This is a genomic window from Loigolactobacillus iwatensis (assembly GCF_003950295.1).
GTDB classification, from domain to species: Bacteria; Bacillota; Bacilli; order Lactobacillales; family Lactobacillaceae; genus Loigolactobacillus; species Loigolactobacillus iwatensis.
The window spans coordinates 61,341-75,206 of the sequence record NZ_RHNP01000001.1; the positions used below are offsets into that span (position 1 = coordinate 61,341).

The 13,866-nt window shown below is 40.0% G+C and carries 17 protein-coding genes; 9 read left to right on the forward strand and 8 right to left on the reverse strand.

Annotation, left to right across the window (positions count from 1 at the left end; genetic code table 11):
• The first annotated feature begins 3 nt into the window (after window positions 1-3).
• The 6 genes from EKM98_RS00295 to EKM98_RS00320 all read left to right on the forward strand — a co-directional run bounded on the left by EKM98_RS00295 (window position 4) and on the right by EKM98_RS00320 (window position 4,685).
• Window positions 4-168: a FeoB-associated Cys-rich membrane protein gene (locus tag EKM98_RS00295; RefSeq protein WP_075168941.1), complete on the forward strand. Its 165-nt coding sequence runs from the start codon at window positions 4-6 to the stop codon at window positions 166-168.
• Between the two features lie 198 nt (window positions 169-366).
• Window positions 367-1,311 (forward strand): SGNH/GDSL hydrolase family protein, encoded by a 945-nt coding sequence (locus EKM98_RS00300; RefSeq protein WP_068226065.1) that lies wholly within the window; start codon window positions 367-369, stop codon window positions 1,309-1,311.
• A gap of 13 nt (window positions 1,312-1,324) precedes the next feature.
• Window positions 1,325-2,443: a glycerate kinase family protein gene (locus EKM98_RS00305; protein WP_068226064.1), complete on the forward strand. Its 1,119-nt coding sequence runs from the start codon at window positions 1,325-1,327 to the stop codon at window positions 2,441-2,443.
• 87 nt (window positions 2,444-2,530) lie between these two features.
• Window positions 2,531-2,989 carry a MarR family winged helix-turn-helix transcriptional regulator gene (locus tag EKM98_RS00310; protein ID WP_068226063.1) on the forward strand — a complete coding sequence of 153 codons (459 nt, stop codon included), beginning with the start codon at window positions 2,531-2,533 and terminating at the stop codon, window positions 2,987-2,989.
• A 114-nt stretch (window positions 2,990-3,103) separates the two neighbouring features.
• Window positions 3,104-3,949, forward strand: a complete 846-nt coding sequence (locus tag EKM98_RS00315; protein ID WP_068226062.1) for an alpha/beta hydrolase — start codon at window positions 3,104-3,106, stop codon at window positions 3,947-3,949.
• A gap of 244 nt (window positions 3,950-4,193) precedes the next feature.
• Window positions 4,194-4,685, forward strand: a complete 492-nt coding sequence (locus EKM98_RS00320; protein ID WP_068226061.1) for a hypothetical protein — start codon at window positions 4,194-4,196, stop codon at window positions 4,683-4,685.
• Between the two features lie 285 nt (window positions 4,686-4,970).
• On the opposite strand, the gene EKM98_RS00325 is transcribed toward EKM98_RS00320, so the two are convergent.
• The 4 genes from EKM98_RS00325 to EKM98_RS00340 all read right to left on the reverse strand — a co-directional run bounded on the left by EKM98_RS00325 (window position 4,971) and on the right by EKM98_RS00340 (window position 6,740).
• Window positions 4,971-5,267 (reverse strand): cupin domain-containing protein, encoded by a 297-nt coding sequence (locus tag EKM98_RS00325; protein ID WP_068226060.1) that lies wholly within the window; start codon window positions 5,265-5,267, stop codon window positions 4,971-4,973.
• A 397-nt stretch (window positions 5,268-5,664) separates the two neighbouring features.
• The gene (locus EKM98_RS00330) at window positions 5,665-5,889 is read right to left on the reverse strand and encodes a hypothetical protein (RefSeq protein ID WP_068226059.1); all 225 of its coding nucleotides are present in this window, start codon (window positions 5,887-5,889) and stop codon (window positions 5,665-5,667) included.
• A gap of 176 nt (window positions 5,890-6,065) precedes the next feature.
• Window positions 6,066-6,410: a DMT family transporter gene (locus tag EKM98_RS00335; protein ID WP_068226058.1), complete on the reverse strand. Its 345-nt coding sequence runs from the start codon at window positions 6,408-6,410 to the stop codon at window positions 6,066-6,068.
• A 15-nt stretch (window positions 6,411-6,425) separates the two neighbouring features.
• A complete protein-coding gene (locus EKM98_RS00340) occupies window positions 6,426-6,740 on the reverse strand; it encodes a DMT family transporter (protein WP_068226057.1) in 315 nt (104 codons plus the stop codon).
• A gap of 159 nt (window positions 6,741-6,899) precedes the next feature.
• Here EKM98_RS00340 and EKM98_RS00345 point away from each other — a divergent pair, with 159 nt between their 5' ends.
• Together EKM98_RS00345 and EKM98_RS00350 are read left to right on the forward strand one after the other, a co-directional pair.
• Window positions 6,900-7,394: a GNAT family N-acetyltransferase gene (locus EKM98_RS00345; protein ID WP_068279608.1), complete on the forward strand. Its 495-nt coding sequence runs from the start codon at window positions 6,900-6,902 to the stop codon at window positions 7,392-7,394.
• A 193-nt stretch (window positions 7,395-7,587) separates the two neighbouring features.
• Window positions 7,588-8,064 (forward strand): universal stress protein, encoded by a 477-nt coding sequence (locus tag EKM98_RS00350; RefSeq protein ID WP_068279605.1) that lies wholly within the window; start codon window positions 7,588-7,590, stop codon window positions 8,062-8,064.
• 107 nt (window positions 8,065-8,171) lie between these two features.
• Here EKM98_RS00350 and EKM98_RS00355 read toward each other — a convergent pair whose 3' ends face one another.
• Both EKM98_RS00355 and EKM98_RS00360 read right to left on the reverse strand, forming a co-directional pair.
• Window positions 8,172-9,062, reverse strand: a complete 891-nt coding sequence (locus tag EKM98_RS00355) for an alpha/beta fold hydrolase (RefSeq protein WP_068226053.1) — start codon at window positions 9,060-9,062, stop codon at window positions 8,172-8,174.
• Window positions 9,063-9,079: 17 nt separating this feature from the next.
• Window positions 9,080-10,069 (reverse strand): acyltransferase family protein, encoded by a 990-nt coding sequence (locus EKM98_RS00360; protein ID WP_068226052.1) that lies wholly within the window; start codon window positions 10,067-10,069, stop codon window positions 9,080-9,082.
• 804 nt (window positions 10,070-10,873) lie between these two features.
• On the opposite strand from EKM98_RS00360, the gene EKM98_RS00365 reads away from it, so the two are divergent.
• Window positions 10,874-11,869 (forward strand): ketopantoate reductase family protein, encoded by a 996-nt coding sequence (locus EKM98_RS00365; protein WP_125979648.1) that lies wholly within the window; start codon window positions 10,874-10,876, stop codon window positions 11,867-11,869.
• A 64-nt stretch (window positions 11,870-11,933) separates the two neighbouring features.
• Here EKM98_RS00365 and EKM98_RS00370 read toward each other — a convergent pair whose 3' ends face one another.
• Together EKM98_RS00370 and EKM98_RS00375 are read right to left on the reverse strand one after the other, a co-directional pair.
• A complete protein-coding gene (locus EKM98_RS00370; RefSeq protein ID WP_225418497.1) occupies window positions 11,934-12,695 on the reverse strand; it encodes an alpha/beta hydrolase in 762 nt (253 codons plus the stop codon).
• A 35-nt stretch (window positions 12,696-12,730) separates the two neighbouring features.
• Window positions 12,731-13,324: a hypothetical protein gene (locus EKM98_RS00375; protein ID WP_125979652.1), complete on the reverse strand. Its 594-nt coding sequence runs from the start codon at window positions 13,322-13,324 to the stop codon at window positions 12,731-12,733.
• Window positions 13,325-13,866 lie beyond the last annotated feature (542 nt).

Below are 13,866 nucleotides of genomic sequence, written 5' to 3' on the forward strand. Positions count from 1 at the left end.
ATTATGGCTTTATTCGTTAATTTAGTTATCACGGCCGCAATTGTCGCAACTGCAGGTTGGCAAATTGTTAAGGTCTTACGTAAATCTAAACAAGGAAAATGCGCTGCTTGCGATTATAAATGTGCAGCAAAGAAAATGATGGTGGACGCCAAACGCCGCCCAAATTAATTGTGGCTGACAAGTTTTGAAAAGAATAAGCTAGTCAGAAAAGCACTAACAAAAATAAGTCTCAAACGTTGCTTAAAGAAATCAAAAATCACTAGTAAAACTTTTATGCCCACCAATTAAAGTGTGCTCAACTGAATTCAGTCGGCACACTTTTTTATTTGCCTTAAAACTTTATAATAGTGCTAGGGAGCGTGCTGTATGCTAAATTTAATCAAAACTAACGCAAATACTGCTTTTCCTGGATGCTATTTTTACGGCCGCTGGCTCTCTACTGGGCAGGAAAATTACACGACCAATCTTGGCGCCGGATTTTTTTGTCATGCTGTAAAGCCAACAAAAATTGACCTGTATTTTATTCGCCAGACCACACCACAAGTTGTTGCTTGGCGCGTTAATAATCGGCCTTTCCACCGTGAGGTTATCAGTGACAAACCAATCACACTCTATTTAGCAGCCGCTACTAATTTACAAGTTGTGATGTCCGGAAATACTGACCAGGCAAATGTTTGGACGAACACAGCAGGTTTTTCGCTAATCGCAATTAATAGTTCAGAACCGTTGCTGGCAGTAAAGCCCGGTGGCCCACGGTTCACATTTATCGGTGATTCTATTACTGCTGGTTGCTGGGTTGCCGGCAAAACACCTGCAATTGACTATCGTGCTGAAACTAGCTACGCCGCTTTAACCGCCGAATATTTCGGCGCGCTTGATCAGCGAATTGCTTATAGTGCCGCTGGAATTTGTCGGCCTGGTCAAGGCCACGTTCCAAGCGCGCTTGACTTTTATAACAAAATTAATTCGACAACGATGTGCCCAGTTCCCGCAAGCGATCTAATCATCATTAACCTTGGCACTAACGATTGGCGACTTGAGCAAGTACAAGTTAAACGGGCCTTTGCTAAACTTTTAGATAACCTATGCCACCAATTTTCCCGGTCGCGCTTAGTCATTTTAATTTCCTTTAGCCAACGCTGTGCACCAACTATCCGGCAAGTTGGGCGTCACTACCAGGTGCAAATCATTGAAACTTCAGCTTGGAATTTGACCTATACGGATCAAGTTCACCTTGATCAAAATGGCTCACAAATGGCTGCACAATGTTTAGTAGCAGCACTTCAACATAAATTTAAGTTTTTACAGTAAGGAGTATTTCTAGATGACAAATATTTTAATTGCGGCTGACTCGTTTAAAGGCAGTGCGACTTCTCAAGAAATTGGTAATTACATCCAAACTGGCATCCAACGTTTGGCCCCCAATGTTTCTACCACCATTTTACCAGTTGCTGATGGCGGTGAAGGCACCTTGGCAAGCCTTTTAAAGCAAGGTGGTACTTTAGAAACAGCGACGGTTACTGGTCCGTTGGGAAAATCCGTAACTGCAAACTACGGCCGCTTAGATAATAAGACGGCCATTATTGAAGTCGCGCAAGTCCTAGGCCTTCCACTAGTTGGTCCAATTAAAAAACCATTTCAGGCAACCAGCTTTGGTCTCGGTGAATTAATCAAACTCGTTTTGAAACAGGATGTTCAACGCATTTACATTGCACTAGGGGGTAGCGCAATCAATGATGCTGGTCTTGGAATGTTGCAAGCACTTGGTGGTCATTTCACTGACAAATACGGACAAGAAGTTGGCCCGGGACTGACTGGCCTACAACAATTAGCCCAAATTGATTTAAGCCAACTTGATCCGCGCCTTCAACAAATCACAATTACCGGCCTCAGTGATGTGACAAATCCCCTCACCGGTAAAAATGGTGCTACTTTTGTTTATGGCCGCCAAAAAGGCCTGACGCGGGAACAACTACCACAATGTGATCAACTAGTGGCCAACTTTGCTAAACTTGCAAGCCGCGCGACAAACACACAAAAACAGGCCATCCCTGGAGCTGGGGCCGCTGGTGGCCTTGGTTTTGCTCTACTTACGTTCACTCACGCTACCTTAAGATCAGGGGCACAGGAAATTCTCCGCTTACTTGATTTTAAAACGGCAGCCAGTACCGCCGATCTGGTAATCACCGGTGAAGGCCGGATGGATGGCCAATCACAAAATGGTAAGTTACCACTAATTGTTAGTCAAATCGCTAAAGAGTTCCAAAAGCCAGTCATCGCAATTGTCGGTAGTCGTGCGTTCGACCTCAAACAACCAACAACCATTGATTTGATCATTAGCACTGTTATTGAACCACAAAGCTTAGAAAAAACGATTGCGCAAACAAAGTCGCTTGTGACTTTGGCCGGTGAAAACGCCTGGCGTGCTTTTAATCTTAAGTAACATCTTTAGGTTAATTTACTTGAACTCACAATTAAATTGTGTAAAATTGACTTTAAGTATAATTTATTTAAAAAGGAGCTTCGGCTAATGACTGAACCAATCTTGCTTGATGAACAACTGTGCTTTGCTGTTTACCGAGCCCAAAAACAATTCAATAAATATTACACGTTCGCGTTGGCTCCATTTCAGTTAACTTACCCCCAGTACATTGTGCTACTAACACTTTGGGAGCATAAAACGTTAACGGTTAACGATCTTGGCCACTACCTTCATCTTGATAGTGGTACACTAACGCCACTTCTAAAACGTTTAGAAAAGGATGGTTGGGTCAACCGCAAACGTGATAAAGTTGATGAACGGCGGGTTATTATCACGTTAACTGCTAAGGCGCAACAACAACGTAATGTTATTTTTGACCGTGTTAATAGCTGCCAAGAAAAATTAGGCTTTAGTTACGATGAATATAAACAACTCATGACTGCTGCTAACCAAATTACCGAGCACTTGACTAACTTCACTAATAAGGCGACAACTTTACAGCATTAAATTTAATCAAATACGGGATAGCCAATGGAACAAGCCATTGCTGTCCCGTATTTGAATTACTTGCCGTGTTACATTTTAAGATGCTTATATTCGTTTCACCAAAGAAGGCCGATTATGTTCAAAAAAATTTTTGCCGGGCTGTTTATTGTTTGCTTATTAACCTTGACGGGCTACTCACTTTACGTTGATCATACAGCGACCAACCAACCGCAAACACCAACCACGATTAATAAGGACTTCCAAGCATCCGCAACCCCCACGCTTTTCGTTCACGGCTGGTTAGGTGGTGGCTTCACCTTTAATCCAATGATCAACCAATTGGCCGCCAAGCATGCTGGTGGTAAAGTCATGACTGTAACTGTTAGTACAACCGGCCCAATTAATTATTACGGTCATTTAAATAAAAAAATGGCTAACCCAATTATTCAGATCGTTTTTAAGCGCAATTCCAGCTTCTACCGTCAAGAAGCACATTGGCTGCAGCAAATCCTTGTGACGTTACACAAACGCTATGGTGTCACTAGCTATAATGCTGTTGGCCATTCTTGGGGTGGCAACGCACTTGTCAACCAGCTTTTATTGGATTCCAACGCAAGTACACCAAAATTGCACACCTTAGTTTTACTTGGTGCACCAATTGATGGCGCCATGCACGAAGGGACTCCTTTCGCAACCAATAATCGGCCAACGCGCCAATCCAAAAACTACCGCCGTTTAGTGGCTCGCAAATCCGTGTTGAAACGTAATCGAGCAATTCGGATTTTCAACGTTTACAGTACTTTAGACGGTAAATTAACAGATGGTGCCGGTGCCAATACTCAAGCTCAAGCAATGCGCTATCTCGTGCAAGGCCAGGTTGAACACTATCAAGAACAAAAGTTAGCCGATCTAACCCACAGTCAGTTGCACTCAAAAGGTACCGTGACCAATCTTATTGCTCACGACTTGTGGCAGCATTGATCAACGTCGTAAAAATTAATTAACTTGTAAAATCTAAATAACTACATTAAGTGTGCCTGCAGCTGTAAAATCTGGGCACTTTATTTTGGTACGCGCTAGTCTACTGCTGTAATATTCGGCCGCCAATTCGTAAAGTAGGCCGTTATTTTTCGCATTAATTTAACAATTAATCCAAAATCAGGTAAACTATTAGAAAAGCCGAACTTAAAAGGCTAAAAATAAACATAAAAATGAGGTGGCAAAGGTGGCAGAATTAACGATCAGCCAACTAGCAGATTATTTAGAAGAAAACAGTGACGCAATCAAGGCCGGTGATGAGTCATTTAACGCCGCACAAATTTATCAAGCAATTGATAGTCTTGCTATTTTACAAAAACCCATTCAAGATTATTTTGCAATGAGCGAAGATAGTTATTACGACAGTGAATCCGACCACTTATTAACCTTACAAAATGGGCAACAACCATTAGGTGACTTAAGTGATCGCGTTATCGTAACCCATACAGATGGCGCAGTAACAGACGGTGAATTGAACTATACGTACGCACACGAAAATGTGGTTGCAACTGACTACGATGTTCAAACCGACTTGCACATTTTAACTTACGGCTTTGAAGTTGTTGGTGCAACTGATCAGTTAGATCATAAGTTAGTTCAAAAAACTTTGGCTAAAGATGCTGTTTTAAGTTTTGGTCTTGCTGCTCACGCCATTGAAAAATGGGCGGCTACTAAATAAGTGTTCATTTCTAGTGAAAATAAAAAATGAGGGGTTACCGACAAGTTGATTGTCCGTGGCCCCTCATTTTAATTTTACGGATACTAAAAAATCTAAGCCGACTTGAACCAAACTGCTCTAATGGGAGTAGGGCCAAAGTCGGTTTTAAGTTTACTGCGTAACGTAAGCTAATTTAATAACTGTACTATAAATTAGCTGTAGTTAGGCACGTGAACCCAGACTTTTGGCCCATGTTCTAGAGTAATGATCAAAAATAATAAGAGACCAGGATTTTTATCCCGGCCTCTATTCTGCCAATTTATAATGAATCATGATTACATCACTATCTTCTAAAGCCTCTAAGCGGTGGGCCTCATTAGGTAACATGACAACAACTTTTCCAGGGTAAATTTCAGTTTTATCGTTGGCCGTCGCAAAGACCACCCGCCCGTGAACAGGAACAACCGTCACAGTCATAGCCGATTTTTGCATTGGGATAACTGTTTGCCCTGCCAAGTGTAAGTGAGTAATCACCTGCTTTTTCTCTTTTAATAAAGGTTCTGCTTGCGTGTCTAACTGGTCATTTGCCAGTAAGATTTTCATGATGCTAGGCTCCTCGTTAATTGATTTAAAAGCTATCTTCATTTATTTAGAATGAAATCACCCTTATCATACGCTTTCAAAACATAATTTTCACCTTTAGTTTTAAAAGCACGGGCCAAAAATTATTGTTGCAAATACCTTCATACAACTGCAAAATATTAATCAACTAGAAAGTTATCCGTAAATTAACTTTTACTAATATTTTCTGATTACTTTGGCCTAAATGTGCTTGAAAAAGCAATCTTTCAACCATTCTCTAGCCTTACTTAAGCTTACTTTATTGAAGAACGGCATAAACTTATTTTTCTGGTAAACCTTTGGTAACCTATAAGCACCCTTATAAAATAGAATTAGAACACTTTTTCGAACCGTACCCGGTCACTTTTTTGGTATTAAATTAAGAAACGCCTACACGCTCTAATAAATGTTTGGTTTTCAAAAATAAGCGTTTAATTCGAATCGCTATCTGCAGTAGAAGAGTCAGAAAATTACCAATAAATGTGATTATGATCCCACCTAAAAAAATAATAGCAGAAATAAACCATTCAAATAAAATACCCGCCGAAACGTAAACTACTCCGGCTGCTATAAGAATCAATAGTACAAGTGCAATCGTATCCATTTTAAGTTGACCCCCTATCTGCATTAACAAATTCAGTATAACGCGAAATTAACTAATAGTAACATAAAGCGCTTATTCTGACTACTACCTCTAATCTAAAACTAATCAGAATAACGTGTGATCAGTAAGAATTTTTAATTGTAAAGTAGCATTTAACCACTTTTTTCAAACGTACATTAACTACTTTTAACTGGCTTTTTAACTAGCGGTCGTAAGTTTAAAACGACAACACCTGCAATCACTAACAAAAAGCCAGCCAACTTAATTAAGGTCACTGATTCATGAAGAAACACAACGCCAATAATGGCAGTTAAGGCCGTCCCGCCGCCGGACCAAATTGCATAACCAGTGCTTAAGGCAATTTTTTCCAAGGCTAGCGATAAACTATAAAGTGAAATAAAATAAGCTACGATGCCAAGGACAGAAGGCACCAATACTGTAAATCCCTGTGCATATTTCATCATGGCCGTTCCAAAGATTTCGCCAAAAATAGAAACAACTAAAGCCAAATAAGAGCGCACTTAAATCACCCCTTTTTATAAATTAAGAAGTATGGCACCAGCAATAATTAAAAGAACACCGATAATTTTATTGCGTGTTACTGCTTCTTTGTAAAGAACAACGCCTAATACTGAAGTAAACAGTGTGCCAATGCCGGCCCATAACGCGTAAGCCACACCCAATTGCAATTGCTCTAGCGCAACTGATAACAAGAAAAAGGTTATCCCGTAACCAACAATAACTATTAGAGTTGGCCCTAACCGTTTAAAACCATCCGTCATTTTCAAAAGTGAGCTACTCACAATCTCAGCCAAAATGGCAACGGCCAAATAACCGTATGCTAAAAGCATTAAGCCACCTCCCAACATAAATTTGGCTCACTCATCGTTTGGTCAATAAATTTACCCAATGTCTGGTATACCACAAAATAATCCCAATACTCAAGCTTGTCACCACTAAACTTAATGATCATAATAGTGATACAAAACAAAAAGGAATGACACAATATAATGCAAATTAATTTTCGAATTGCCCAACAAAAAGATCTCCCTTTTATTGTACAAACTTACAATCAAACAATTCCTGGACGCCAGGCCACCGCAGATGTTGAACCCGTTACCGTGGAAGAACGGCAAACTTGGTTTGATAGCTACAATGAGCGGCGACCAATTTGGCTAATAGAAAGTAATTCTCAACCTGCTGGCTGGATTGCACTTGAGGATTTTTATGGTCGTCCGGCTTACCGACACACAGTTGAACTAAGCCTTTACATTGCCGATGGGTTTCGCGGCCAGCACTTAGGCCAAAAATCCCTAGAATTTGTGGAAGGCCAATGTCCCGCATTAAAGATTAACACGATTGTTACTTTCATTTTTGGGCACAACAAACCAAGTTTGAGCCTTTTTAAGAAAAACGGTTTCGTTACTTGGGGGCACTTACCGCGCGTTGCTGAGATGGATAAGATTGAGCGCGATTTGGATATTCTTGGCAAACGAATTTACTAGTCACTAAAATGGCGACCTAAAAACTATTCATTGTACGCATTCTGTAACAAAATTAGTTTTAAACGTGCTACAAATTACACATCTTCATAGATAATCGCGGACTACTAATCATTAAATTGAATTATTTTAAAGAAATAAGTTATAATTAGATCGTAAGTTAGATGAATTCGATCCAGAAAGTGAGGTTTTCATGATGCTACAAGAATATCAAAATATCTTGGTTCCAGTCGATGGTTCAACTGAGGCCGAGTTGGCCCTCGACAAGGCAGTCGCCGTTGCTCAACGAAATAACGCACACTTGGATCTTTTAAATGTGCTTGATACTAAACAGTACAGCTATAACTACGCTGGGCTTGTTGACGGTGATGTTATTTACAGAATGTCAGAGGACGCACAAAATTATTTAAAGAAATTAACTGACAAGATTAGCACCGACCAGCACTTTGATGACATTGATATTCACGTTCGTTTTGGTAATCCTAAAAATGTTATTTCAAAGGATTTTCCGGAAGAACACCATAATGATCTCATTATGATTGGTGCTACAGGCCTCAATGCAGTCGAACGAATGCTGGTGGGCTCAGTAACTGAATACGTTAATCGCAATGCACTGACTGACGTTTTAGTCGTTAAAACGAAGCTAGATAATGTCACTGCACTCGAAAAGTAATAAATAAAGGCGGCTGAAATCTGAAAGTAATACTCAGATTCCAGACGCCTTTTTGCCGCACATTAATTAATGCGACCTAATCACCGTTGAACTAGTTAATTATTTTATCAATTGGATTTACCCCACAAAAATTTTAATAGTGCTTGATCAACTACCGGATTATCTTCGTGTAATCGACTGTGTTCCGCCTGTGGCCCCGTAACTCGTTTTGTTTGGTAGCTGGCCGCACGTGCTTTAATGAGGTGTGCTAGCGACGTTGCAGAGACCACGGTCACTACTTTGTCCGAGTGACTACCATCTTTTAGATCGCCATAGATATTAAGTACTTTGGTTTGTTTAGGAAAATGATTAGCCAAGCGCTCTAAACGTAGGTACTCCGGGTGGATAATTAATGGCTGGCCACCTTCTAGAAAATGATTAACGTTTGGGCGATCAGTCCAAGTCGTGCCATCACGTGGGTGAAATTTTTCAGTATGCCCAACAATCCCATCGAAGGGTCCAGCAATCGTCACCAACTTTTTTAACCGCGGCACATCCGCCTGATTACCATGATTCATGGCGTAATAAGTTGCGGCGTAAGCGCCCATCGAATGCCCAACAATATTAACCGTCTTAATCCCGTAACGTTTTTTTAGTTGCTGCATTAAAATGGTCAACCATTTTTCGTATTGTACTTCCCCAGCACGATTCCCCGTAAAAATAACCTGAATCAGAGGATTTTTCCGCCGATTTGACCAATAGCCACTGTAGCTAAACTGCCCACTAGGACTTACCGTAACGGTCAGACGCTTACGACCGACGTGGGCGCTTTCAATCGCGGCAATCATTTGGTTACTGGAATAGGCACTACCACGCCAACCGTGAACAAAAACGGTTGGTGTCGTTGTGTAATTATAAATAGAACGTGTTTGTTGGCGCTGCTGTACGTAGCCGAAAACCCCTAAAATAACCAATAAACTCCCAATTAACGAAATACCCCAAAGCCATTTTTGTTTCATTATCCTCCATCAATTCCTTAAATAGAATGTGGCACCAAAAATAACCGTCGTCCAAGTGCCTTAACTCTTCGACCAACAAACATCAAAGCAATTGGTATTATGATACCAGCAAAACTTAGGATCAACCACCCATTAATATGAATTTGTTCTAAAATTGCGAAAACCAATTTGTGGGCGTACATAATAGTTAGCGTATGGCGGCCAATTAAAAGAAACAGATGCAATGCTGGTGTATATTGCAGCCAGTAAGCAAACATGAAGATCAATAAACAAAAGACTAACGGCACAGCAATCGTTAACCATTTTTCAGTAATTGTGTGTGACTTTAAATAGAATTTAAAATCAAAAATTCCTTGTTGCTGGGCAATGATAAGCCCGCTGGCAAGAGTTGCAACCCCAATTAACAAGGGCCGATTGCTAATCCTTCGCTTAAGCAGTCGAAAACCACGATAACCAACGTAAGTGTAAAGCAAGGCGCATAACGCAACGTCGGCATCACCTGGTAAAGGAAAGCCAAAAACTGCCTGCGCATTTTTATAGGTTACACCAATTACAAAAATGATTATTACAAGCAACCATTGCTGCCAACCAGTTTTAATAAACGAAATAATCGCCACCGCGGCTGCAACTGCTAGTAAGTAAACTGTCATGTACCAAAAAGCACTCAGCGTCCCATTCAGTAACGTACCACCATAAAATAGATCACCAATTGCTTGTAAGAAATTATTGACTGACATTTGTTCCATTACAGCATTAATAAGTGTTAATACAAAACCCACGAATAGGTATTGCAGGTATAAGGGCAATAACTTCTCTTTCAAGAAGTTTAAATAATCTTTTTTAGCAACTGGTTTTAAAAAGAAGCCAGCCATAACGAAAAATAACGGCATGTGCCACCAGTACAAAACCTTAAAGAAAGTACCGTGAACTGGCGCAGCGTGACCGATGACTACTGCGATGATTCCTAATGCCTTTGCGATATCAATCCAATCAATCCTTCGCCGCATAATCCATCTCCTTCACCGTTTGACTTCTACTTTTAAGCCTAAACGGGAAATGTGAAGATAAAGTGGTTAAACTTTTGGTGTTTTCCGAAAATGTTGCTGTAAAATGCGACAGTTTCATTTCAAGCGCGCCAAATAACGCGCTTAATTTAATTTTACGTCACATTTAATCGTCTATTTTAAACAAATACTAACTTGTCTTTCGTTATCAATTGAGCAACTAAAACGCCATACACTACAGATTAGATTTCATTTTGTGCACGTTCCGCCAGCGCCGGAATGGAACCTAACTAAGTCTGTTCACGTGTCATTCAGTGGCCCAGCAGCATAAGCATTATTTTTTATGGTGCTATAATTTAACTACTAACGCTACACTTCACCAGCTAGAACTTGATTAAATTATTTCAGAAAAGGTATTGACGTTGTCTAAATTTACGTGTAAAGTGAGAAACATTAAATATAAATGATAAAAGCACATAACAATTTAATCGGAATTAGCAAGCGTGTTTATCAACAGAAAATACCACCGCTGAGAAGGTATTAGGCCACTTGCAAAAAGGATAGATTGGTGTTACTTCTTGGCTTTAAGAAGTAGGTGTGGTCCGCCTTAACGGCTACGTTTATTGGTGTAGCATCTGCTGCGTCCGGAATCAATAAACGAACTGAGGCTATTGTTGTGAAACAGTAGCGAAATTTAGGTGGTAACACGTGAAAACGTCCTACAGAGTATTTGCTCTGCAGGGCGTTTTTTATTTTTATCATTAATATCACATTTATTTTTAATTAAAACTGAAAGGATGATTTTTTATGAAATATACAATTATTGGTGCAGGCGCTATGGGGTATCGTTATGGTGTTTTATTACAAGAAAACGCTGGGGTTGATGTTGATTTTATCGATACTTGGCAACCGAATGTTGAAAAAGTTCGCCAGCAAGGCGGCGTAACAGTTTCCCGGAATCATCAAAATCGACACATTGTCCCAATTAACATTTATTACCCTGAAGAATATCAAGGCAAGCCTGATGTTTGGATTGTTTTCATGAAACAAATGCAGCTTGCTGACATGTTAAAACGTTGCGCGCCGTTATTTAATGACCAGCAAATGGTCTTTTCCGCGATGAACGGCATGGGCCATATCGATAAATTGCGTAACTACTTTAATGATGACCAAATCATTGGTGGTACCGCCATGATTGCGACTGTCCTTAACGGGCCGGCTGATGTTGATTTCATGGGTGAGTCCGGCGCCGGTGAAATGCATATGGCTAACTACACTGAAGAAATCAACAATAACATTAAGGCCGTCGAAAAGGATTTTAAAGCGGCCAATCTAAATCCAATCATTACAACAAACTTTATGGGAACATTAATGTCGAAAGTGGTTTTCAACGCTGTCGTCAACACACTTTGCACGATGTTTGAACTTACAATGGGACAATTCATCGAATATCCCGGTGCTAAAGAAATGTCCACCCAGTTGATGAACGAATCTTATGATGCTTGTGAGCGCGCTGGAATTCAAATGATTGAAACCCGCCAACAAGAAATTGAATCCGTAGATTACGTTAGTCGGGTTAGTAACCCACTGCATTACCCGTCTATGTACCAGGACTTTTCTAAAGGACGGCCAACAGAAGTTGATTACATCAATGGCTATATTGCCAAAATAGGCCGTGAGCATGATTATATCTGCCGAACACACGAATTTATCACCCACGAAGTACATTTGGCCGAAATGATGCGCAAGTATAAACAGGCACCAGCTAAACAGGCAGCCACCACGGAAAATAGTATCGCTTAAAACAACTAAAAAAGCGCAATCTAAAAGGCTAGGACTTTTATCCTAGCCTTTTAAATTGCGCTTTTTATTGGTACAAATAGTTTGCAATTAACTTATCAACATCGGGATTTTCGTGCAACATACTATGAAAAGTATGTAAAATATTACCGTGAATAGTTCGTGCTTGATAGCTCGCCACATACGGCTCAACTAATTTGCCCATTGCTAAATCATCGGCCACCGAAATGGCACCATCTGAGTGGTAATGATCAATTTCACCAGCAATATTCAAAATCTTTAAATTAGCAGGTAACTGTTTAGCCTGTTGTTTTCGATTAGGATAGGTTGTCGCGATACTAACAAATTTTTCCGGTGTTGGTAAGTCTGGCCGCCCATTGGTAGCGGTTAGATAATCAAAAATAATATTACCACCACTAGAATGACCAACTAAGTTAATGTTCTGAATATGGTAATCACGTTTTAGCGTTCGCATAACAGCCACTAACTGTTTGGACTCCTTTTTGGGCTCGGCGTCAGCGCTAAAGAGAATTTTAATCGTTGGATTATTCTTTAGTGGTGCCAACTTATGAACCTTGATCTGCCCCTTTTTGCTAACATTTACCGTTAGTGCATGCTGTGCAATATCGTAATGATTTAAGCGGTGAATCATCCCCGTAAAAGAATAACGCCCGTGTAAACCTGGTACAAAAATAGTGGCAGTTTGTTCTTGTTTAACCGAGACATCTTTTAAGACCTGTGCACGTTGGTTGAAATAAACGTTCCAGCTTAACACACCAACAAAAATAACCGCCAAAACGCTGACAATAGCCTTACTAATCTTACGCATTTTCACCCACCAGATCTCCTTTAAGCACAACTACCTCAACGTTTTTTATTAGTCGAATTACTACGCAATGCCACCCAAGCATTCGTTGCCAATCCCATTGCAAAGCCCAGTATCAATCCAAGCAGTAGCATAATCCAAAAAATCATCCCCACTACTTGATCCTCATACCAAATTTCACCAAAGATTCCTAAGATTCCACCAATCACAAGACCAAACAACATTCGGCTTAAATAAAGCAACCAGATTGCTTGCTTGGTCTGATTATCAATTTCGCGGTAATAAGCCTGCCACTGATTATATCGTTCGTCAACAACTAATGGATTATCCGGACTGTGACGAGTGAAAACTTTTTTTGCTTGCTCTAGGGCGGCCTGTTCGGTCATCTGTTTCTTTTCCACACAATCTTGAACGTAATCGGTCATGTACCCGGCCAGCTCCTCCGCCTCTTCCAAATGTGCCTGGGGAGCAATCCGTAAACCGCCTATTTGGTGATGGTGTCGGTTAATTTCAACATTAGCCCGCTCACCCATTCGTTCAAAATAGGTGGGTTCATCAGCGGTTAATGGCAATTTGGTGCACACCTTCGCGTATTTTTGAATCTGCGTTTGAATTTGTTTACTGACAGTCAATTTAGTTCACATCCCACTAAACGTTTTAAAATTTTTATAATTAACTTAACTTTAACATGGCAGAAATTGTTAATTGGACTAGAATCCAAAACTTGATAACTTCGTAATATCCTTACCTTAAAAATAACTTTAAGAGAATTTCTTACTATAGAGTCACGGACAGTTTGGTAGCTGAGCATCCTTGAGGCACACCTGTATTAGCACCCTTTAATTCAAAAATATCGTATCAAGTAACCAATTTTCAGAAATTTTCTTGACAAAATAAAATACACCGGTAAACTGGTGAAGTGGTCTAAATAGTAATAGTTACTTTTTAGAATACACTGACGACAGCTAACTTTAGTATAACAATCTTAGTGTACACTTGAAATAATTTTGAGTGAAGCTACAACGTTACTAAATTGTGTTTGAAAATTAGTTTTATAAGTATTTTCTGACTAATCCAGCGAATATTTAAAAAAGTAAGTTACTAGGTTTACCTCAGTGTGGTCAGTAATGTTTAGACTTCAAGTTTTTTAACACTTCCTAATACTAACACTTGA

Excerpts from the sequence above, each read along its gene's own strand:
- EKM98_RS00295 (WP_075168941.1), top strand. The coding sequence starts at position 4 with ATGGCTTTATTCGTTAATTTAGTTATCACGGCCGCAATTGTCGCAACT.
- EKM98_RS00300 (WP_068226065.1), top strand. The coding sequence starts at position 367 with ATGCTAAATTTAATCAAAACTAACGCAAATACTGCTTTTCCTGGATGC.
- EKM98_RS00305 (WP_068226064.1), top strand. The coding sequence starts at position 1,325 with ATGACAAATATTTTAATTGCGGCTGACTCGTTTAAAGGCAGTGCGACT.
- EKM98_RS00310 (WP_068226063.1), top strand. The coding sequence starts at position 2,531 with ATGACTGAACCAATCTTGCTTGATGAACAACTGTGCTTTGCTGTTTAC.
- EKM98_RS00315 (WP_068226062.1), top strand. The coding sequence starts at position 3,104 with ATGTTCAAAAAAATTTTTGCCGGGCTGTTTATTGTTTGCTTATTAACC.
- EKM98_RS00325 (WP_068226060.1), bottom strand. The coding sequence starts at position 5,267 with ATGAAAATCTTACTGGCAAATGACCAGTTAGACACGCAAGCAGAACCT.
- EKM98_RS00330 (WP_068226059.1), bottom strand. The coding sequence starts at position 5,889 with ATGGATACGATTGCACTTGTACTATTGATTCTTATAGCAGCCGGAGTA.
- EKM98_RS00340 (WP_068226057.1), bottom strand. The coding sequence starts at position 6,740 with ATGCTTTTAGCATACGGTTATTTGGCCGTTGCCATTTTGGCTGAGATT.
- EKM98_RS00345 (WP_068279608.1), top strand. The coding sequence starts at position 6,900 with ATGCAAATTAATTTTCGAATTGCCCAACAAAAAGATCTCCCTTTTATT.
- EKM98_RS00350 (WP_068279605.1), top strand. The coding sequence starts at position 7,588 with ATGCTACAAGAATATCAAAATATCTTGGTTCCAGTCGATGGTTCAACT.
- EKM98_RS00355 (WP_068226053.1), bottom strand. The coding sequence starts at position 9,062 with ATGAAACAAAAATGGCTTTGGGGTATTTCGTTAATTGGGAGTTTATTG.
- EKM98_RS00360 (WP_068226052.1), bottom strand. The coding sequence starts at position 10,069 with ATGCGGCGAAGGATTGATTGGATTGATATCGCAAAGGCATTAGGAATC.
- EKM98_RS00365 (WP_125979648.1), top strand. The coding sequence starts at position 10,874 with ATGAAATATACAATTATTGGTGCAGGCGCTATGGGGTATCGTTATGGT.
- EKM98_RS00370 (WP_225418497.1), bottom strand. The coding sequence starts at position 12,695 with ATGCGTAAGATTAGTAAGGCTATTGTCAGCGTTTTGGCGGTTATTTTT.